We start from the raw sequence: 16,369 nt of genomic DNA, 5'->3' as shown, positions 1-16,369 counted from the left end.
CTTTTTCGTACTGCTAGAATCGATACGAAGCGCCAAAGCTCCAAAGAAGCGGATCTAGCTTAGCCGTGGTCAAACGAGCTCACCCAGCCATCACATCCGATTCTAGGTCAATCCACTTAACGCTCGCATCCAAGTCCCACTTCTCGTTGACTTCGTACTTGAAGCCAGTCCCCAGAGCCAAGCCGACGCTGTAGTCTTCAAGGTCGAGCTCCACGCCTGCAACGGCGAGACGCTTGTTGGTGATCCAAGTGAAATTCAGACCTCCCGAAACGTACGGGACAAAACCGCTCTCGTTCTGGAACTCGTAGATGAGGCTCAGGGTTGGAGGAAGGTGCTCCAAGCTGCCAAGTTTACCCACTCCCGCTAAATACACGTCGTGCTTTTGCGGAACGGTCAAAACCAATTCTCCAACGAGGTTCTCGGTGAAATGATAAGCAATGTCCAACTCGGGAATCCACTTGCTTTCTACCGTTACCGCATCCGACGCAAAATCGATTCCGAGAGCGGAGAAAGCGTCCGATTCATTGGCCGTATCCAAGTAGGCCATACGATATTTCACTTCGATTGTTCCAGCAGGCGCTGCCCAAACGATCGGGGAAACAAGACTCGCAGCAGCCATCGCCGCCGCCATCAAAGTTATTGGTTTAGTCATGATAAGCAATCTTTAGATTATTAAATTACCTTTTATTCTTCATTAGATCTCGGTCAAGGAGCGAGGACGATTCCTTCTCTGCTATTCGCAGCTCTAATCGCAAGCATCACGCCACCTCATGCCGCACTCCTTGCCCTTTCGTTCCCCACTCCCGCCAATCCCAAAACTGGGATTCCCCCCGTCTCGCCTTCGGGACAGATAAAAGAGCGCGCCTTTCCCACCGAAACGGGTTAACATTTTTTACAACTGATAATCAACGACTTAAAACACTATGTAACCAATATGGCACGCCACGTGTTACCACAACGGAAACGACTGACCGCAACTATCATCCCTCACCCTCTATCCTCCCCAGCTTCCCTCCCATGGACATCGTACGCTCCGACATCAAAAAGAAGAAACGCCGCAACCGCATCCTGTTCGGCTCAAGCGCTGCTCTCGTGGTAGCCGTTGCCGTTTGGTGGCTCATGGGGCTCGACGTCTCCACTCCAACTGTCGAAGAGGAGCGAGTCTGGCTCGGAGACGTCGAACAGGGCGAAATGATGCGCGAAGCTCGCGGAATCGGCACCCTCGTTCCTGAAGACCTCCGTTGGATCGCCTCCGAAACCGCCGGTCGCGTGGAGCGTATCATCGTGCGTCCTGGAGCGTGGGTCGAGCCCGACACCCCTATCATGGAGCTCAGCAATCCCACCTTGGAGCAACAAGCGCTCGACGCCCGCCTCGCCTTCGAAGCCGCTGAGGCCGATTACCTCACCTACGACGTCCAGCTGCAAAACAACATCCTGCAGCTCAAAGCCAATCTCGCCCAGCTCGAGGCTCAGCAAAAGGAAGCCGCCCTCGACGCCGAAATCGACACCGAGCTCAACAAGGAAGGACTCGTTTCGGACCTGCAAATGCGACGCTCCTTGCTGCGACACGAGCAGCTCACCACCCGACTCGACATCGAGCGCCAACGCCTCGAGTTCAGTCAGAAAAATTTGGATACTCAGTTGTCTGCGCGAAAAGCCTCGGTTAACCAGGCCAAAGCCCGATTCGACCTTCTGCAAGACCAATACGACGGCCTAACCGTGGTAGCCGGAGTGGCTGGCGTGTTGCAAAAGCAGACGGTCGAAGAGGGTATGCAGGTGGGCATAGGACAAAACCTCTCCCAAGTCGCCGACCCGAAAAACCTCAAAGCCGTAGTCCGAATCGCAGAGATAAACGCCAAGGACCTCATCATCGGGCTCCCCGCCGTAGTTGATACCCGCAACGGAAAAGTCCGCGGCCAAATCTCCCGCGTCGATCCCAACGTCGAAAACGGCACCGTAGCCGTCGACATCAAATTCAGCGAAAAGCTTCCCGACGGGGCTCGCCCAGACCTCACCGTCGAGGGCGTCGTCGAGTTCGAACGCCTCGCCAACGTCGTCAAAGTCAAACGCCCCGCCTCCAGCCGCCCCGAAGCGCAGATGACTATCTTCAAGCTCGCTCCCGATTCCGACATCGCCCTGCGCGTCCCCATCACCTACGGCAAAGCCTCCGTCAGCCAAATCGAAGTCGTGCAAGGACTTCAGCCCGGCGACCGCGTCATCCTTTCAGACATGTCCGATTGGGACGACTACGACAAAATCCGTATCCAATAATTTCTTACAATAAAATCCGCGGGAACGTGCTTGTCTCGCGATTGCCAATACACCCCTCCAACCAACGCCACCTTGCTCATCAGAGCAATCCAGCAAAACCAACCCCCTCAAAAACCCAAAAAACACATCCGCGTCCATCTGCGGTTCCAAATCGATTTCCAATAAACTCAACATCCACGAAATGAACACCGAAGCCCTCATCCACCTCTCTGACATCTCAAAAGTTTTCCTGACCGACGAGATCGAAACCCACGCCCTTTCAGGCATCAACCTCGACATCATGGAGGGCGAGTTCCTCTCCATCTCCGGCCCCTCCGGCTGCGGCAAGTCCACCCTGCTCTCCATTCTCGGCCTGCTCGACTCGCCCTCTTCCGGTTCCTACTCACTCGCCGGCAAGGAAGTCGCCACCCTCAACAACAACGAGCGTTCCCGTATCCGAAACCTGGATGTCGGCTTCATTTTCCAGTCCTTCAACCTCATCGGCGACCTCACCGTCTACGAAAACGTCGAGCTTCCCCTCGTCTACCGCGGCCTTAAGGCCTCCGAACGCAAAACCCGCGTGGTCGAAGCCCTCGAAAAGGTGCAGATGTCGCACCGACAAAACCACTACCCGCACCAGCTGTCCGGCGGACAGCAGCAACGCGTCGCAGTCGCCCGCGCCCTTGGCGGCACCCCACGCATCCTGCTCGCGGATGAGCCCACCGGCAACCTCGACTCCAAAAACGGCACCAAGGTCATGGAAATGCTCCAGGAGCTCAACAAGGAGGGCGCCACCATCTGCATGGTCACCCACGACGAGCGCTACAACGAGATAGCATCCCGCACCGTGCACCTCTTCGACGGCAAGGTCGTGGACGAGACCGTCGCCACCGCTCCCGCCGTCCACTAAGCTCGAGTCCACAAAAGCTCCCCTCAGAGGGACGGCTGAATGTGCCATTTCGTTCGGTACCACGCCGTCCGCCGACTTCCTGTATCCCCAAAAAACAAGCTCCCAGAAATATGTCCTTTACCAACGATCTCAAAGTCGGCGTCCGCCAATTCGGCCGCAACCCCGGCAGCATGCTGCTCGCCATCATGGCCTTCTCCCTCGGACTAGGACTCGTCGGCCTCATGCTCACCCTCGTTTTCGGCGTGATCAAGGGACATCCGGAAGACATCGACTTCGACAAAGTCTACGCCATCCAGTGGGACCCCAGCACCGAGCACCTCTGGGAGTCCGGCGCTCAGTTTGGATTCATTCGCCACAAGGACTTCCGGGAACTGCAAGAGCGGCAGGACGTCTTCGAGCACTTCGCCTTCATGCGGCCCAACACCACCATCAGCGTGGTCATCAAGAAGTACGCGGAACGCTTCGACGGCAGCTACGTCTCCGCAACACTCTTCCAAACCCTCGGCCTCACACCCCACATCGGAACCTTCTTCCAAGAGGGTGACGACCTGCCCGATGCCGAAAAGAAAGCCGTCATCAGCTACAAGCTCTGGAAGAACCATTTCGATAGCCGCGAGTCCGTTATCGGCCAATCGTTCAACATGAACGGCATCCCCACTACCATCGTTGCCGTTGCCCCCGAGGGAGTCGACTTCCCCTCACGCCACGACGTCTGGCTCAACGATACCACCAACCACGTCGAAATGTCCCGCGCCGACGGCGATGGTCTCTTCGTGCTCGCCACCTTGAAAGATGGGCAAACCCTCGGCTCCGCTATCCCAGCCATGAACACGATCGCGAAAACCATGGCCGATGCGTATCCAAAAACAAATACAGGGTACATAGCCTTGCAGATCGAAACCCTCGGCGAGAATTTCATGGGTGACGAATTTCCCCGCATGGTCTACCTCTTGCTCGCCTGCTCTCTCATGGTCCTGCTCATCGCTTGCACCAACGTGGCGAACCTCACCCTATCCCGTGCCACCACCCGCGTCAAAGAGCTCGCCATCCGGGCTTCCCTCGGCGGCAAGCGCCAGCGCCTTATCATGCAGATGGTCGTGGAAGGCTTCGCCATCGCCTTCTTCGGCGGCCTCGGCGGACTCATCATCGCCATCTGGACCAGCCGGGCTATCTGGGCCTCCGTGCTCGCCTCCGCACAAGCCAATCCGCCCATCTGGATGAACATGGACGTGGACCTGCAAACGGTCGGCTACCTCGCGCTCATCACCCTCATGGCTAGCATCATCGCCAGCATCGTGCCCGCGATTCGCGCCTCCAAGACGGATGTCAACGAAATCCTCAAGGACAACTCGCGCGGAGCCTCCAGCCTCAAGATGGGCATCTTCTCAAAGCTGCTCGTGCTCGCCCAGCTCTCCGTTTCCTGCGCCCTGCTCATCGCCACCTCCGCCATGGTCAGCGGCGCCAAGGACGCCGCCGTGTTCGAGCCGCCCTACGACCCTTCCAAAGTCATGACCGCTCGCTTCGACCTGCCCGAAAACTACTACCCGGGCGACCAACGCGCCGCCGGACTCGATCGACTGCAAACGCTCATGGAAAACAATCCCGCCCTCGAAGGCGTCGGATTCACCAGCTCCGTCGACATGCTCTACAACTGGAACTCCCGCTGGCAAGTCCGCGGACGGGCCGTGCCCGAAGGCGAAGAGCTCCGCGCCCGCAACGAGATCGTCTCCGACAACTACTTCGAACTGCTCGACATCCCCATCCTCTACGGTCGCGGCTTCGAACGTCTCGACCAAGGTCCCAACGCCGAAAAGGTATGCGTCATCAACGAGCTCCTCGCCAAACGCCTTTGGCCCGACAACATCCAGGACGCCATCGGCCAGCAACTGCGCGACGAGTACTCCGACAGCACCCCCTGGTTCACCATCATCGGCATCGTGCCCGACACCAAGATGGCTGGCCCCGGAGCCAACCAGACTGACGAGCAGCTCGGCGGCGTCTACCGCCCCATGAGCGGCGACCCTCAAGCCAATGTAACCGTATTCGCCAAGACCAACGGCAATCCCACCGAGCAAGCCAGCCACATCCGTTCCATCTTGCACGAGGAGGACCAGAGCTTCGCCCTCTACCGCGTCAAAACCGTAGAGACCGCCGTCAAAGAAAACCAGTTTGGCCCCATCTTCTTTCGCAACCTCTTCGGCATGTTCGGCATCGCCGCCTTCATCCTCGCCTCCATTGGAATCTACGGCGTCATGGATTTCTCGATACGCCAACGCTTCCAAGAATTCAGCATTCGCCAGGCCCTTGGAGCTGGGCCCGCCACCATCTTCCGCCATATCTTCAAGATGAGCAGCTGGCAAATCGCCCTCGGGCTCGGACTGGGATGCGCCCTCGGCTACGCCATACTCGGCATCATGGCCGAAAACCAGATGGCACGGCCCACTGCCGATCCCCTCATCTTCCTCCTCCCGATCGCCCTCATTCTTGCCGTCTCTGCAGCGGCCATCTACACCCCGGCCCGCTACGTCGTAAACACCAACCTCAGCGAAACCCTCCGCGGCGACTAGCTCAAATGGAGGGACGGCTTCCACGCCGTCCGCATCAACCCGATCACATTTCCCAAGCCGATCCACTCATCGATTTCCGCAAAATCCCGGTACCTGGGACCCATAAAATGACACGCAATTTTACCTTTCGTCCTTCAACCCTCTTGCTTTCTCTCATCCTCGCCCTGCCCCCCCTGCGGGCCGCCGACAACGTGCCCGAGGAGATCGATTTGCCGGACCTCATCGCCCTCGCTCTCCAGCGAGACTTCCAGATCCGCATCGTGCAGCTCGACAAGGATGTGTCCGCTCAAAACCTGAGGAGCACCCGCGGCTACTGGGATCCCGCAATCGGTGCCACTCATTCCGACGGAGCCCTAGGCGGCGGCGGGGGAGCCTCCTCGTCCTTCAACTCCCAGGAAGGCGAGGTCAGCTCCGCCTCCATCTCCCAAAATATTCCCACCGGTGGACGCCTCACCCTCGACGCTGCCACCGGTCGCTTCGAGAACAACTTCGGCGGCCCCGATACTCACGCGGCCAACGCCGGCATCGCCCTCTACCAACCGCTGCTAAAAAACTTCGGAGCCAACTCCCGCAGCTTCATTAAGATCGCCCAACGCAGCTACCAGCAGTCCGAGCAAAGCTTCCGCCTGCAAGCCATCACCACCGTCACCAACGCCATCACCCTCTATAACCAAACCGCCCTGCGCAAGGACTCACTACGCGTCGCAGAGCAATCCCGCCAGCTCGCCAGCCAACTGGTAGCCGACACCCGCAAACGAGCCGAGCTTGGAACAATCGAAGCCCGAGGCGTAGAAGTCGCCGAGACCCGCCTCGCCCAACGCGAAGCCAACGTCGTGCTGCAGCGACGCCTCTATCTCGACACCCTCAACGAACTAAAACGTTTCGTATCCAACGAAGCGCTACCCTTGCTCGACTGGCAGGTAGAGATCGGCGCCATGCCCGCTCCCCAAGATTGGAGCGGAAACCTGAGCCAAGATTTTGAATACGCCCTGCAGAACCGTCCTGACTACCAACAAGCCCTGCTCGAGATCGAAAAAGCGGTCATCAACGAGCAAACGGCCAACAGCGGGGCGCTTCCTTCCCTCGACCTCAACGCCCGCTACTTCCGCACCAGTTTCGGCGACTCCTTCACCTCCAGCTACAAAGGACTCAGCTCCGCCGAAACCGACCTTTTCGTAGGCGTCACTTTCAGCCGCCCCTTGCTCAACCGCAGCGCCGGAGCAGACCGAGCTGCAGCCCGCCTCCTCAAAGACAGAGCCCACCTCGTGCGCCAGCAGCTCCAGCAAGCCATCGCGATCCAGCTCGACAACGCCGCCCGCCGCATCGAGTCCGAGGCCCAAAGCCGCGAGCTTGCCCGCCAAGGTCGCGAGTTCGCCGAACGCTCCCTCGAAGCCGAAGAACGCAAGCTCAACCTCGGGCAAAGCACCACCTTCTTCGTGCTTGAAGCCCAAGAGGACCTTACCGCCGCCCAAGTGAGCGAGCTCGAATCGATCGCCAACTACAACATCGCCGTAGCCCGTTACCACCAAGTCAAAGGCAGCACCCTCCAGAGCCAAGGCATCGACCTCTAGAGGAATCCGGAACTCAGCAGCTGCAGCCTCCTGCCATGGGGCTGCAACGGTTCGAGCCTAGGCAAAGGCTATCAATTCACTTCGTACCAATATCTGGATACGCTTAGACTGTGAGGTACTTTGCGACCATGTCGTCGTCTAGCTTCGCAATCTCACCTTTCTGCACCACGGAACCGCGCTCCAATATGTAGAAGCTTTCACAAGCGTTGCGGGCAAAGTCGATGTACTGTTCGACCAAGATCACGCTCATCTCGCCTTTCTTGCGAATCGCATAGATCGCGTCCTCGATCTGGTCGATAATGGAGGGTTGGATACCCTCCGTCGGCTCGTCCAGAATGAGGAGCTTTGGCTTCAGCAGCAGAGCGCGGCCAATTGCAAGCTGCTGTTGCTGGCCGCCGCTGAGAACCCCGCCCTTGCGCTTGAGCATGTCCTTGAGAACAGGAAAAAGCTCGTATACCGACTCCAAGCGAGCCTCCGCGTCCTTGCCCGCATTGGCGACCCGCAAACTGACGTTGAGATTTTCCCATACCGTCAGCCCCGGGAAGATGTCGCGCCCCTGCGGCACGTATCCAATCCCCAGACGAGCCCGCACATCAGGAGCCATCTTCTCGATGGAACGGTCCGTGAACTCGATCGAGCCAGCCTTAGTCGCCACAATGCCAAGAATCGTGTTGAGCAAGGTAGTCTTTCCCACCCCATTACGTCCCAGCAAGGCAACCGCCTTCTTTTCCGGCACGTCGATCGACACGCCCTTTAAAATCATCGATTCGTCGTAACCAGCGTAAACGTCCTTGACGGACAGGAGCATCGAATCGCTCGCCGGCGCGGCAGGCGCCGCCTCTTGAACTTGTGTATCCATCTTTTGAATCTCCTAGTGTTTGCGGGTTTGGCGGCCGAGGTAAACTTCGATCACCTGAGGGTCGCTCTTGACGAAATCAAAGCTGCCTTCCTTCAGAACGTGACCTTGATGCAGCACCGTTACACGGCTTGCGATCTGCCGAACGAACTCCATGTCGTGCTCGATCACGATTAAGCTGTGCTTGCCCTGCAGGCTCAGCAACAGCTCACCCGTTCGCTCCGTTTCCTCGTCGCTCATGCCGGCAGCAGGTTCGTCCACCAGCATGATCTTGGGATCCTGAGCCAGCAGCATGCCAATCTCCAGCCACTGCTTTTGACCGTGCGACAAAGCACCCGCCAAATAATCTGCATGCTTGTCCAAACGAATCGTTTCCAGGACGCTAAAAATCTTGTCCCGATCCGCGGCTGTCTCTCGAGAGAAGAGCGAGTGAAAGATTCCACGCTCGCCAGCTAGCGACAGCTTCAGGTTGTCGTACACCGTGTGAGACCCGTACACGGTCGGATTCTGGAACTTGCGTCCGATACCCAACTGGCTCACGTCGTGCTCGCGAACGCGCGTCAAATCCACGTCTCGGCCATTGTCCAAGTGAAACTGGATCTTGCCCGCGTCCGGTTTGGTGCGGGCCGTGATTAAATCCATGAAGGTGCTTTTGCCCGCGCCATTCGGTCCGATCACCGTGCGCAATTCACCTTCTTCGAGATAGAAGTTCAGGTCGTTGATTGCCTTGAAACCGTCGAAAGACTTGTCGACACCTTCAACGCTGAGAATAAGTGGAGTGTGCTTTTCCGGAGGGATGTGAGCCATTAGGAAACAGGGGTTGCCGAGGTTGAAGCGTTGCCGCGGATACGGGCCCAGAGCGGAGCCAATTGCTTGGGCAATCCGGCGAGGCCGTTCGGCATGAACAGCACGACGAACATGAAGATCGCCCCGAGTATGATCAGCCAAGAGTTGGGAAACTCGACTTGGGCATAGCTCTTTATCACGCTCACTACAATAGCGCCGATCACTGGGCCGAACTTGGTTCCGCGACCGCCGAGGGCCACCCAAACCACGACGTCAAGGGACTTGGCAGGGACCATTTCATTCGCGTTGATACCCCCAACCTGCGGCACGTAGAACGCTCCCGCAATGCCGGCGATCATCGCGCTCCCCACAAAAATGAGAAGCTTGTAGTTCGTTGTCGAATACCCGGAAAACCGTACGCGGTTCTCGCTATCGCGAATCGCCTGCTGGACCATGCCAAACTTCGTCTTGATCAACCAAGCGATCAGCAAATAAACGACCAACAGCAACAAGGCGCTTCCAACAAACACCGTGCGCTTGGTGGACGCCTCGTTTACGCCGAAGCCAAAGATCTCCCCGAAGTTGTTCAGCCCGTTATTTCCTCCGAAAAGGATGAAGCTCTTTCCGAAGATCGTAGCTGTATTCATAAAGAAGAACAGCGACAGCGCATACGTCAAAGCTTGGGTCAGGATCGAGAAATAGACGCCTTTTATTCGCGAACTGAACGCAAGGTATCCAAAAACCAAAGCAAGCAATCCCGGGATGACCATAGAGGCGACAATAGCGAACGCTCCACTGCCAAAAGGCTTCCAGTACCACGGGAGCGAGGTATAGCCCTGAAAGTCCATGAAGTCCGGCAAAGCCGTATTATAAACCGGATCCACTCCAGCGTGCAGCATCAGGTACATGCCAAAGGCGTAAGCGCCCAAAGCGAAAAACAATGCCTGACAGAGGCAGAGCAGCCCGGTGTAGCCCCAAAGCAAGTTCAGGCTCATCGCCAAGATCGCCCAGGTAATATACTTTCCCCAAAGACCGATGTGATACTCGGAGAAATGTAACGCGCTTCCCTCCGGCACGTAGGCGTTCAGGAGAGGCAGCACGAAAACAAGGACTAGCCCTGCCATCAAGAAGCCACCGAATTCTATCTTATTATCGAAAAGTTTCATGGTACGCTCCTTTCTAGTCTTCCATGCTGCGAGACTTCGTCGGGAAAAGCCCGCCGGGCTTCCGCTGAAGAAACAGGATAATGATAAACAGTACCGCGATCGTTCCCATAATCGGACCGATCAAAGGCTGCAGGATCTGGTCGACGACGCCAATGCCCAAGGCCGATAGTCCTGCTCCCAGCAGGTTGCCAACGCCTCCGACGACCACCACCATGAAGCTTTGCACGATGTACGCTTGCCCCATTTCAGGGCCAACGTTTCCGATCTGCGACAAGACCGCGCCGGCCATCGCCGCTAAGCCGCAGCCAAATGCGAAGGTGAGCGAATTCACTCGCTTGACGGGGATACCAAGGCTGGAAGCCATGTTGCGGTTTTGCATCACCGCCCGGATGAAAAGTCCTAGATTCGTCTTGGTGAGCAAGGCCCAGGTCAGCAGGGCCACGAAACCGGCGAAACCGATGGCGAAGATACGCGCCTCGCTCATGGCCAAGCCCCAGAACTCGACGTTGCCAGATAGCACTTCCGGATTTCCAACCTGAACGTTGGCCGCTCCGAAGATGAGTCGGAACATCTGGCGCATGACCATTGAGAGGCCCCAAGTCGCTAGCAGCGACTCGAGCGGTCGTTTGTAGAGAAAGCGGAAAAAGCTGATCTCAAGCAGCCAGCCTAGCGTTCCCGCAACCAGAAAACTAAGCGGAATCGAACACCAGAAAAACCATTGATACGCGTCCGATTGAGTCCCGTAGGCTTCGGAAAAGAACTGGTTCATCACGTAGCAGGTGTATCCACCGATCGCTACAAACTCGCCATGAGCCATGTTGATGATCCCCATCAAGCCAAAGGTGATGGCCAGACCAAACGCTACGATTAGCAATATACTACCTGTGCTAATCCCTCGGAAGATACTGCCCGCGTGCCGCAGTATCGCTTCGTGGTCTTCGATATACTTCACGGATTGGGTAGCGATCGCCGCAAGGTCCTCATCCCCTTCTTCCAGGGCTTTGTCGCGAATGGTTTCTATTTTGCTTTTCGCCCCGATAGAGCGGAACTCGCCGAGCGCCGCAATCGCTTCCTTCAGCTCTTCCGGACTGGAATAGTTTGCCAGCAAGCTGATGGCGATCGCTTCTCGCAAGGCTTCGGCAGCAGAGCTGTTTTCCTCTTTCTCGAGACGAGCCCTGAGAATTTCTAAATACTCTTGGTTCTGGCTCTGACCCAACTTCAACGCGGCAGCTTTTCGCGTTCCGACATCCTTGGAGGCCAAATCCACTGTATCCGTGACGCGGGAAAGGGTGCGACGCAAACGGCGAGACGGACGGCTCTTGTTGTCCTCGATCTCCTCGATTTGACTGGGCGTTAACTCGAGCTCTTCCCAAGTCGAAAGCTGTATGTAAGCTTCGGATACCTTAATAACGATGATAGGGTCGCTCCCATCTGGAGCGTATTGATAAACTTCGCCAGTGCGCCAGGCATCGACAAAGCTGGTAACAAACGAATCCCCCGAATTAGCGAGTTCATCCAGCAGCGCGTCTTGGTCATCCGCTCGTTCAAGAGCAAGATCCTCAAGAAGCTGCCGTACTCTGGGGTCGTCTTGTCCCCAAAGATTGGCGACAAGGGTAAATAGGAGGACGAAAAGAGACTTCTTCATAATCGAAGTTCAGATCAACTGAATAATAGGAGGGCAGAGGAAAGGCCCGCCTTGGAACGAGGAGTACCAAAGCGAGCCCGAGAGAGTGCGAAAATGGAGCTTACTCGAAAGTGCCCTTCAAGAATGGCTCGCCGTAGACGTTGTCGAAAGACTCAAGGATTTCGAACTGGCCGTTTTCGAGCGTCTCGCCGATGTAGACGTTCTTGGTGAGGTGATGGTTCGGTTGGGTAGTAACCGTCCCGCCTGGGCCGTCGAAGGAAACGCCGGACCAAAGCGCGTCACGAACTTCCGCATAATCGAAAGTTCCAGCCTTTTCTACGGCGGCCTTCCAGAGGTACACGCCGTTGTAGGAGAGAACCATTGGCGAGCAGGTCACGCGGTTTTCCTTCTCGACGCTGCTGGGAGCCTTTTCCTTCAACCACTTCTGGAAGTTCGCAACGAACTTCTTGTTCGCAGGCGTGTCGAGAGACATGAAGTAAGTCCAGCAACCGAGGTGACCAACGAGGTCGTCGGTTGGGAGGGCGCGGAACTCGTCTTCCGAGAGGCTGAAAGAAACGATCGGCGTAGTGTCGGAGGTGATACCGGAAGCGGCAATCTCCTTGAAGAAGGATACGTTCGAGTCGCCATTGATCGTGTTGATCACCGCTGCCCCGCCACCAGCGGAGAAGTTTTTGATTTCAGCAACGATCTGCTGGTAGTCGGTGTGGCTGAATGGCGTGTACTTGCCAGCCGAGATCACTTCGCCGTTTTCCTTACGAAGTCCGCCACCGATGTTTTCTTCAGGGATGCCCTTCGACTTCAAGTACTCGAAGAGCACCAAGTTGGTAGTCTGCGGATAAACGTAGTCCGTGCCTACCAAGTAGAACTTTTCGTAGCCTTCCTCGAGAAGGAAGTCCACCGCGGGGATCGCCTGCTGGTTAACCGCCTCAGCCGTGTAGAAGATGTTGGGAGACATTTCCTCGCCCTCGTACTGAACGGGATAGAAAAGCAGACCGTCGTACTTTTCGTAGACAGGAAGCACGAACTTACGGCTCACGGAAGTCCAGCAACCAAAAGTAACCGCTACCTCGTCTTGAGCGAGCAGCTGTTCCGCCTTTTCGGCGAAGGTTGGCCAGTCGGATGCGCCATCCACTACGACCGGCTCGATCTTCTTGCCGAGAACGCCGCCAGAGGCATTGATTTCGTCAAACGCAAAAAGCAAGATGTCGCGCAGCGAGGTTTCGCTGATTGCCATAGTACCGCTGAGCGAATGGAGGACACCGACCTTAACGGTGTCTTGAGCTAGAAGCGAGGAGGAGAACAAGGCGGCCGCTGAGGCGAGGCCAAGGGTTAGTTTTTTAACATCCTTCATTTGATAATCTAATAGGAGGGTTAGGTGTTACTTTTGAACAAGGCTCTGCAATCGCCGCGAACAGCGCTGCAAGTTCCACCCTATGAGCAACTGCTGGGCCAACCTTTCAAAATTTGTGAAAATCCTCCAACTCCATGAATTTCACGCATCCAAAGAATGAAAAGAGATCAATATTGAGCATACCTTTCGCTCGAAAAGTATTACCCTTAAATTGAGCTGGCCGATTCCTCAGTGGCTTGAGAATTGCTGATGCTCTCAAAAAAGCGCCTACCGCTCTTGAAGCCTCGCAAACTTCCCTACAGCTTAGGCTGCAAAACCTTACCACAACCCAGCCTCTATGCACCTCACCCCTCGCGAACAAGAAAAGCTCATGGTCGTCGTCGCCGCCGACTTGGCCCGCCGCCGTCAAGCGCGCGGCTTGAAGCTCAACTATCCGGAAGCGGTTTCCATCATCACCTACGAGATCTTCGAGGGAGCCCGCGACGGAAGATCCGTCTCCGAACTCATGAGCTATGGCGCGACCTTGCTCAAGCGCTCCGACGTCATGGACGGCGTGCCCGAAATGATACACGAGGTGCAAGTGGAAGCCACCTTCCCCGACGGAACCAAACTCGTAACCGTTCACAACCCGATCCAATGATACCAGGTGAAATCATACCCGCCGAGGCGGAGCCGCTCGAAGCGAATACCGGACTTGCCACCGTCACGCTTCCCGTCACCAACACCGGCGACCGCCCCATACAAATCGGCAGCCACTTCCATTTCTTCGAGGTCAACTCCGCTCTCGATTTCGATCGGGCAGCCGCTCGCGGCTTTCGCCTGAACATTCCCGCCGGAACCGCGGTTCGCTTCGAACCCGGCGACTCCAAGGAAGTCGAACTCGTCGCTTTGGCCGGGAAAAGAGAAGTTTACGGACTTAACAACAAAATCGACGGACACCTCTAACAAACACCCCAATGCCCCACTCCTCCATGCTGCGCACCAAGGGCCTCATCGCCCAACGGGCAAGTGCCGACCGATACGACATCTTCAAGGCCGTCTGCCAGGACAGCGCCGAAGGCGTCGATGCGGACCGCACCAGCGTTTGGACCTTCGACAGCGAACTCTCGCAAATCGAATGCCAGTGCTGCTACGACGCGCTGGACAAATCCTTCACCAAGGGCTTCGTCCTCAAGCGCGAAGACTTTCCAGTCTACTTCAAGGCTATCGTGGAGGACAACATCGTCAATGCTCCTCACGCCCGCACCCAACAGGCAACCCGCGAGTTCACGGAACCTTACTTCATCCCCAATGGGATTCACTCCCTCCTAGACTTCATCATTCAGAAAGACCTCGTCCCCATCGGTATCATCTGTTGCGAAAATCGCCGCGGCATACGCCAGTGGGACAAGGCCAACGAGGACTACCTCCGCACCATCGCCACCCTCACCTCCTTCCTCTTCAACTAGACCCCCTCCCGCGCAACCAAGCCGCGATCCGACCCGCTTCCCGATTCCAAAAGAACTGCCATGAGCCTTAAAATCGACAGACGCCAGTACGCCGAAATGTTCGGCCCCACCGTCGGCGACAAAGTTCGCCTCGGTGACACCGAAATCCTGATACAAGTCGAGCGCGACCTGATCGCTCAAAACGGCGGCTACGGCAACGAAGTGAAGTTCGGCGGCGGCAAGGTCATTCGCGACGGCATGGGCCAGTCCCCCAAAGCCCTTGCCGAAGATTCCCTCGATCTCGTCATCACCAACGCCACCATTCTCGACGCCGTGCAAGGCGTCATCAAAGCGGACATCGGCATCAAAAACGGCCGCATTTCCGGAATCGGACACGCCGGTAACCCCCTCATCCAAGACGGTATCAGCGAAGGCATGACAGTAGGTGCCTCCACCGAGGTCATCGCAGGAGAAGGCCACATCATCACCGCCGGCGGCTTCGACTCCCATATCCATTTCATCTGCCCCCAGCAGATCGACGAAGCGCTCGCTTCCGGCGTCACCTCCATGACAGGCGGCGGCACAGGACCTGCCACTGGAACGAACGCGACCACCTGCACCCCGGGTCCATGGAATATCCATCGCATGCTGGAAGCGGCCGAAGAGTATCCCATGAACCTTGGCTTCATGGGCAAAGGCAACTCCTCCAACCCACACGCCCTCCGCGAACAAGTGGCTGCAGGTGCCATGGGCCTGAAACTGCACGAAGACTGGGGCACCCATCCCGCCGCCATCGATACCTGCCTCGGCGTAGCCGACGAGATGGACGTGCAAGTTGCCATCCATACCGACACCCTCAACGAATCCGGATTCGTGGAAGACACGATCGCGGCCTTCAAAAACCGCGTCATCCACACCTTCCACTCCGAAGGCGCAGGCGGAGGACACGCCCCGGACATCATCAAGGTTTGCGGCGAGCTCAACGTGCTCCCTTCCTCCACCAATCCAACGCGTCCTTACACGGTGAATACAATCGACGAGCACCTCGACATGCTCATGGTCTGCCACCACCTAGATTCCAAGATTCCCGAGGACGTCGCTTTCGCAGAATCGCGTATCCGACCTTCCACCATCGCGGCGGAAGATATCCTCCACGACATCGGCGCCTTCTCGATTATGTCCTCCGACTCCCAAGCCATGGGACGCGTGGGAGAGGTTATTTCCCGCACTTGGCAAACCGCGCACAAGATGAAAGTCCAACGCGGTAAGTTAGATTCGGATACACATCCCGATGCGGACAACTTCCGAGCCCTTCGCTACATTGCGAAATACACGCTCAACCCCGCCATCGCCTGTGGCGTGGCCCACGAGGTCGGCTCTATCGAAGTCGGTAAGCTCGCCGACATTGTCGTCTGGAAACCTGCCTTCTTCGGCGTAAAGCCGGAACTCGTGCTCAAGGGCGGTCTCATAGCCCTCGCCAATATGGGCGATCCAAACGCTTCCATCCCCACCCCTCAGCCAACCTTCTACCGCAAACAGTTCGCCGCTCACGGCAGCGCCAAGTACCAGACTTGCCTCACCTACGTCAGCCAGGCTTTCCTCGACAGCGGAAAGGCGGAAGAGCTCGGCCTGAAAAAACGCCTCGTCGCCACCAAGAACACTCGCAACATCAGCAAGAAAGACCTGCTGCACAACGACGCGACCCCCAAGATCGAGGTCGATCCCGAAACTTATGAAGTCAAAGCGGACGGAACCTTGCTGACCTGCGAACCCGCGACCGAAGTCCCCCTAGCCCAACGCTACTTCCTGTTCTAATTCCATTGGTAGGAGCGAGCTTGCT

The 16,369-nt window shown here is 56.9% G+C and carries 14 protein-coding genes; 8 read left to right on the top strand and 6 right to left on the bottom strand.

Features of this window, described 5'->3' with window-relative positions; translation table 11 throughout:
* Positions 1 to 79: 79 nt before the first annotated feature.
* On the bottom strand, positions 80 to 652 hold the full coding sequence (locus IEN85_RS19790) for an OmpW/AlkL family protein (protein ID WP_191618836.1): 573 nt from the start codon (positions 650 to 652) through the stop codon (positions 80 to 82).
* A 365-nt stretch (positions 653 to 1,017) separates the two neighbouring features.
* Between IEN85_RS19790 and IEN85_RS19785 the strand changes: the two genes are divergently transcribed.
* The 4 genes from IEN85_RS19785 to IEN85_RS19770 all read left to right on the top strand — a co-directional run bounded on the left by IEN85_RS19785 (position 1,018) and on the right by IEN85_RS19770 (position 7,298).
* The gene (locus IEN85_RS19785) at positions 1,018 to 2,271 is read left to right on the top strand and encodes an HlyD family secretion protein (RefSeq protein WP_191618835.1); all 1,254 of its coding nucleotides are present in this window, start codon (positions 1,018 to 1,020) and stop codon (positions 2,269 to 2,271) included.
* A 181-nt stretch (positions 2,272 to 2,452) separates the two neighbouring features.
* A complete protein-coding gene (locus tag IEN85_RS19780) occupies positions 2,453 to 3,160 on the top strand; it encodes an ABC transporter ATP-binding protein (protein ID WP_191618834.1) in 708 nt (235 codons plus the stop codon).
* Positions 3,161 to 3,270: 110 nt separating this feature from the next.
* A complete protein-coding gene (locus IEN85_RS19775; protein WP_191618833.1) occupies positions 3,271 to 5,727 on the top strand; it encodes an ABC transporter permease in 2,457 nt (818 codons plus the stop codon).
* 107 nt (positions 5,728 to 5,834) lie between these two features.
* Positions 5,835 to 7,298, top strand: coding sequence for a TolC family protein (locus IEN85_RS19770; protein ID WP_191618832.1), 1,464 nt, complete (start codon positions 5,835 to 5,837; stop codon positions 7,296 to 7,298).
* A 103-nt stretch (positions 7,299 to 7,401) separates the two neighbouring features.
* Here the strand turns inward: IEN85_RS19770 and urtE are convergent, their stop codons facing one another.
* From urtE to urtA, 5 genes are all read right to left on the bottom strand, one after another.
* Positions 7,402 to 8,157 carry an urea ABC transporter ATP-binding subunit UrtE gene (urtE, locus tag IEN85_RS19765; RefSeq protein ID WP_224772747.1) on the bottom strand — a complete coding sequence of 252 codons (756 nt, stop codon included), beginning with the start codon at positions 8,155 to 8,157 and terminating at the stop codon, positions 7,402 to 7,404.
* Between the two features lie 12 nt (positions 8,158 to 8,169).
* Positions 8,170 to 8,961 (bottom strand): urea ABC transporter ATP-binding protein UrtD, encoded by a 792-nt coding sequence (urtD, locus tag IEN85_RS19760; RefSeq protein ID WP_191618831.1) that lies wholly within the window; start codon positions 8,959 to 8,961, stop codon positions 8,170 to 8,172.
* The gene (gene urtC, locus IEN85_RS19755) at positions 8,961 to 10,106 is read right to left on the bottom strand and encodes an urea ABC transporter permease subunit UrtC (RefSeq protein ID WP_191618830.1); all 1,146 of its coding nucleotides are present in this window, start codon (positions 10,104 to 10,106) and stop codon (positions 8,961 to 8,963) included. Before urtC ends, urtD begins: the two co-directional genes overlap by 1 nt.
* Before the next feature lie 13 nt (positions 10,107 to 10,119).
* Positions 10,120 to 11,751 (bottom strand): urea ABC transporter permease subunit UrtB, encoded by a 1,632-nt coding sequence (urtB, locus tag IEN85_RS19750; RefSeq protein WP_191618829.1) that lies wholly within the window; start codon positions 11,749 to 11,751, stop codon positions 10,120 to 10,122.
* Between the two features lie 100 nt (positions 11,752 to 11,851).
* Positions 11,852 to 13,102: an urea ABC transporter substrate-binding protein gene (urtA, locus tag IEN85_RS19745; RefSeq protein WP_191618828.1), complete on the bottom strand. Its 1,251-nt coding sequence runs from the start codon at positions 13,100 to 13,102 to the stop codon at positions 11,852 to 11,854.
* Positions 13,103 to 13,439: 337 nt separating this feature from the next.
* Between urtA and IEN85_RS19740 the strand changes: the two genes are divergently transcribed.
* The 4 genes from IEN85_RS19740 to ureC are packed head-to-tail and all read left to right on the top strand — an operon-like array spanning position 13,440 to position 16,344.
* Positions 13,440 to 13,742, top strand: a complete 303-nt coding sequence (locus tag IEN85_RS19740; RefSeq protein ID WP_191618827.1) for an urease subunit gamma — start codon at positions 13,440 to 13,442, stop codon at positions 13,740 to 13,742.
* Complete coding sequence (locus IEN85_RS19735; RefSeq protein ID WP_191618826.1) at positions 13,739 to 14,047, top strand: urease subunit beta; 309 nt, start codon at positions 13,739 to 13,741, stop codon at positions 14,045 to 14,047. Before IEN85_RS19740 ends, IEN85_RS19735 begins: the two co-directional genes overlap by 4 nt.
* 11 nt (positions 14,048 to 14,058) lie before the next feature.
* Entirely contained in the window at positions 14,059 to 14,550 is a 492-nt protein-coding gene (locus IEN85_RS19730) for a GAF domain-containing protein (RefSeq protein WP_191618825.1), read from the top strand.
* A 60-nt stretch (positions 14,551 to 14,610) separates the two neighbouring features.
* Entirely contained in the window at positions 14,611 to 16,344 is a 1,734-nt protein-coding gene (gene ureC, locus IEN85_RS19725; RefSeq protein WP_191618824.1) for an urease subunit alpha, read from the top strand.
* The last annotated feature ends 25 nt before the right edge of the window (positions 16,345 to 16,369 follow it).

This window comes from Pelagicoccus enzymogenes (assembly GCF_014803405.1).
GTDB lineage: Bacteria > Verrucomicrobiota > Verrucomicrobiia > Opitutales > Opitutaceae > Pelagicoccus > Pelagicoccus enzymogenes.
Note: the sequence above shows the minus strand (reverse complement) of the source record. Positions and strands in the feature narration are given on the sequence as shown.

Coding starts and splice junctions, on each gene's coding strand:
- urtD (WP_191618831.1), bottom strand. CDS start 8,961: ATGGCTCACATCCCTCCGGAAAAGCACACTCCACTTATTCTCAGCGTT.
- urtC (WP_191618830.1), bottom strand. CDS start 10,106: ATGAAACTTTTCGATAATAAGATAGAATTCGGTGGCTTCTTGATGGCA.
- IEN85_RS19780 (WP_191618834.1), top strand. CDS start 2,453: ATGAACACCGAAGCCCTCATCCACCTCTCTGACATCTCAAAAGTTTTC.
- IEN85_RS19790 (WP_191618836.1), bottom strand. CDS start 652: ATGACTAAACCAATAACTTTGATGGCGGCGGCGATGGCTGCTGCGAGT.
- urtA (WP_191618828.1), bottom strand. CDS start 13,102: ATGAAGGATGTTAAAAAACTAACCCTTGGCCTCGCCTCAGCGGCCGCC.
- ureC (WP_191618824.1), top strand. CDS start 14,611: ATGAGCCTTAAAATCGACAGACGCCAGTACGCCGAAATGTTCGGCCCC.
- IEN85_RS19740 (WP_191618827.1), top strand. CDS start 13,440: ATGCACCTCACCCCTCGCGAACAAGAAAAGCTCATGGTCGTCGTCGCC.
- IEN85_RS19785 (WP_191618835.1), top strand. CDS start 1,018: ATGGACATCGTACGCTCCGACATCAAAAAGAAGAAACGCCGCAACCGC.
- IEN85_RS19770 (WP_191618832.1), top strand. CDS start 5,835: ATGACACGCAATTTTACCTTTCGTCCTTCAACCCTCTTGCTTTCTCTC.
- IEN85_RS19730 (WP_191618825.1), top strand. CDS start 14,059: ATGCCCCACTCCTCCATGCTGCGCACCAAGGGCCTCATCGCCCAACGG.
- IEN85_RS19735 (WP_191618826.1), top strand. CDS start 13,739: ATGATACCAGGTGAAATCATACCCGCCGAGGCGGAGCCGCTCGAAGCG.
- urtB (WP_191618829.1), bottom strand. CDS start 11,751: ATGAAGAAGTCTCTTTTCGTCCTCCTATTTACCCTTGTCGCCAATCTT.
- urtE (WP_224772747.1), bottom strand. CDS start 8,157: ATGGATACACAAGTTCAAGAGGCGGCGCCTGCCGCGCCGGCGAGCGAT.
- IEN85_RS19775 (WP_191618833.1), top strand. CDS start 3,271: ATGTCCTTTACCAACGATCTCAAAGTCGGCGTCCGCCAATTCGGCCGC.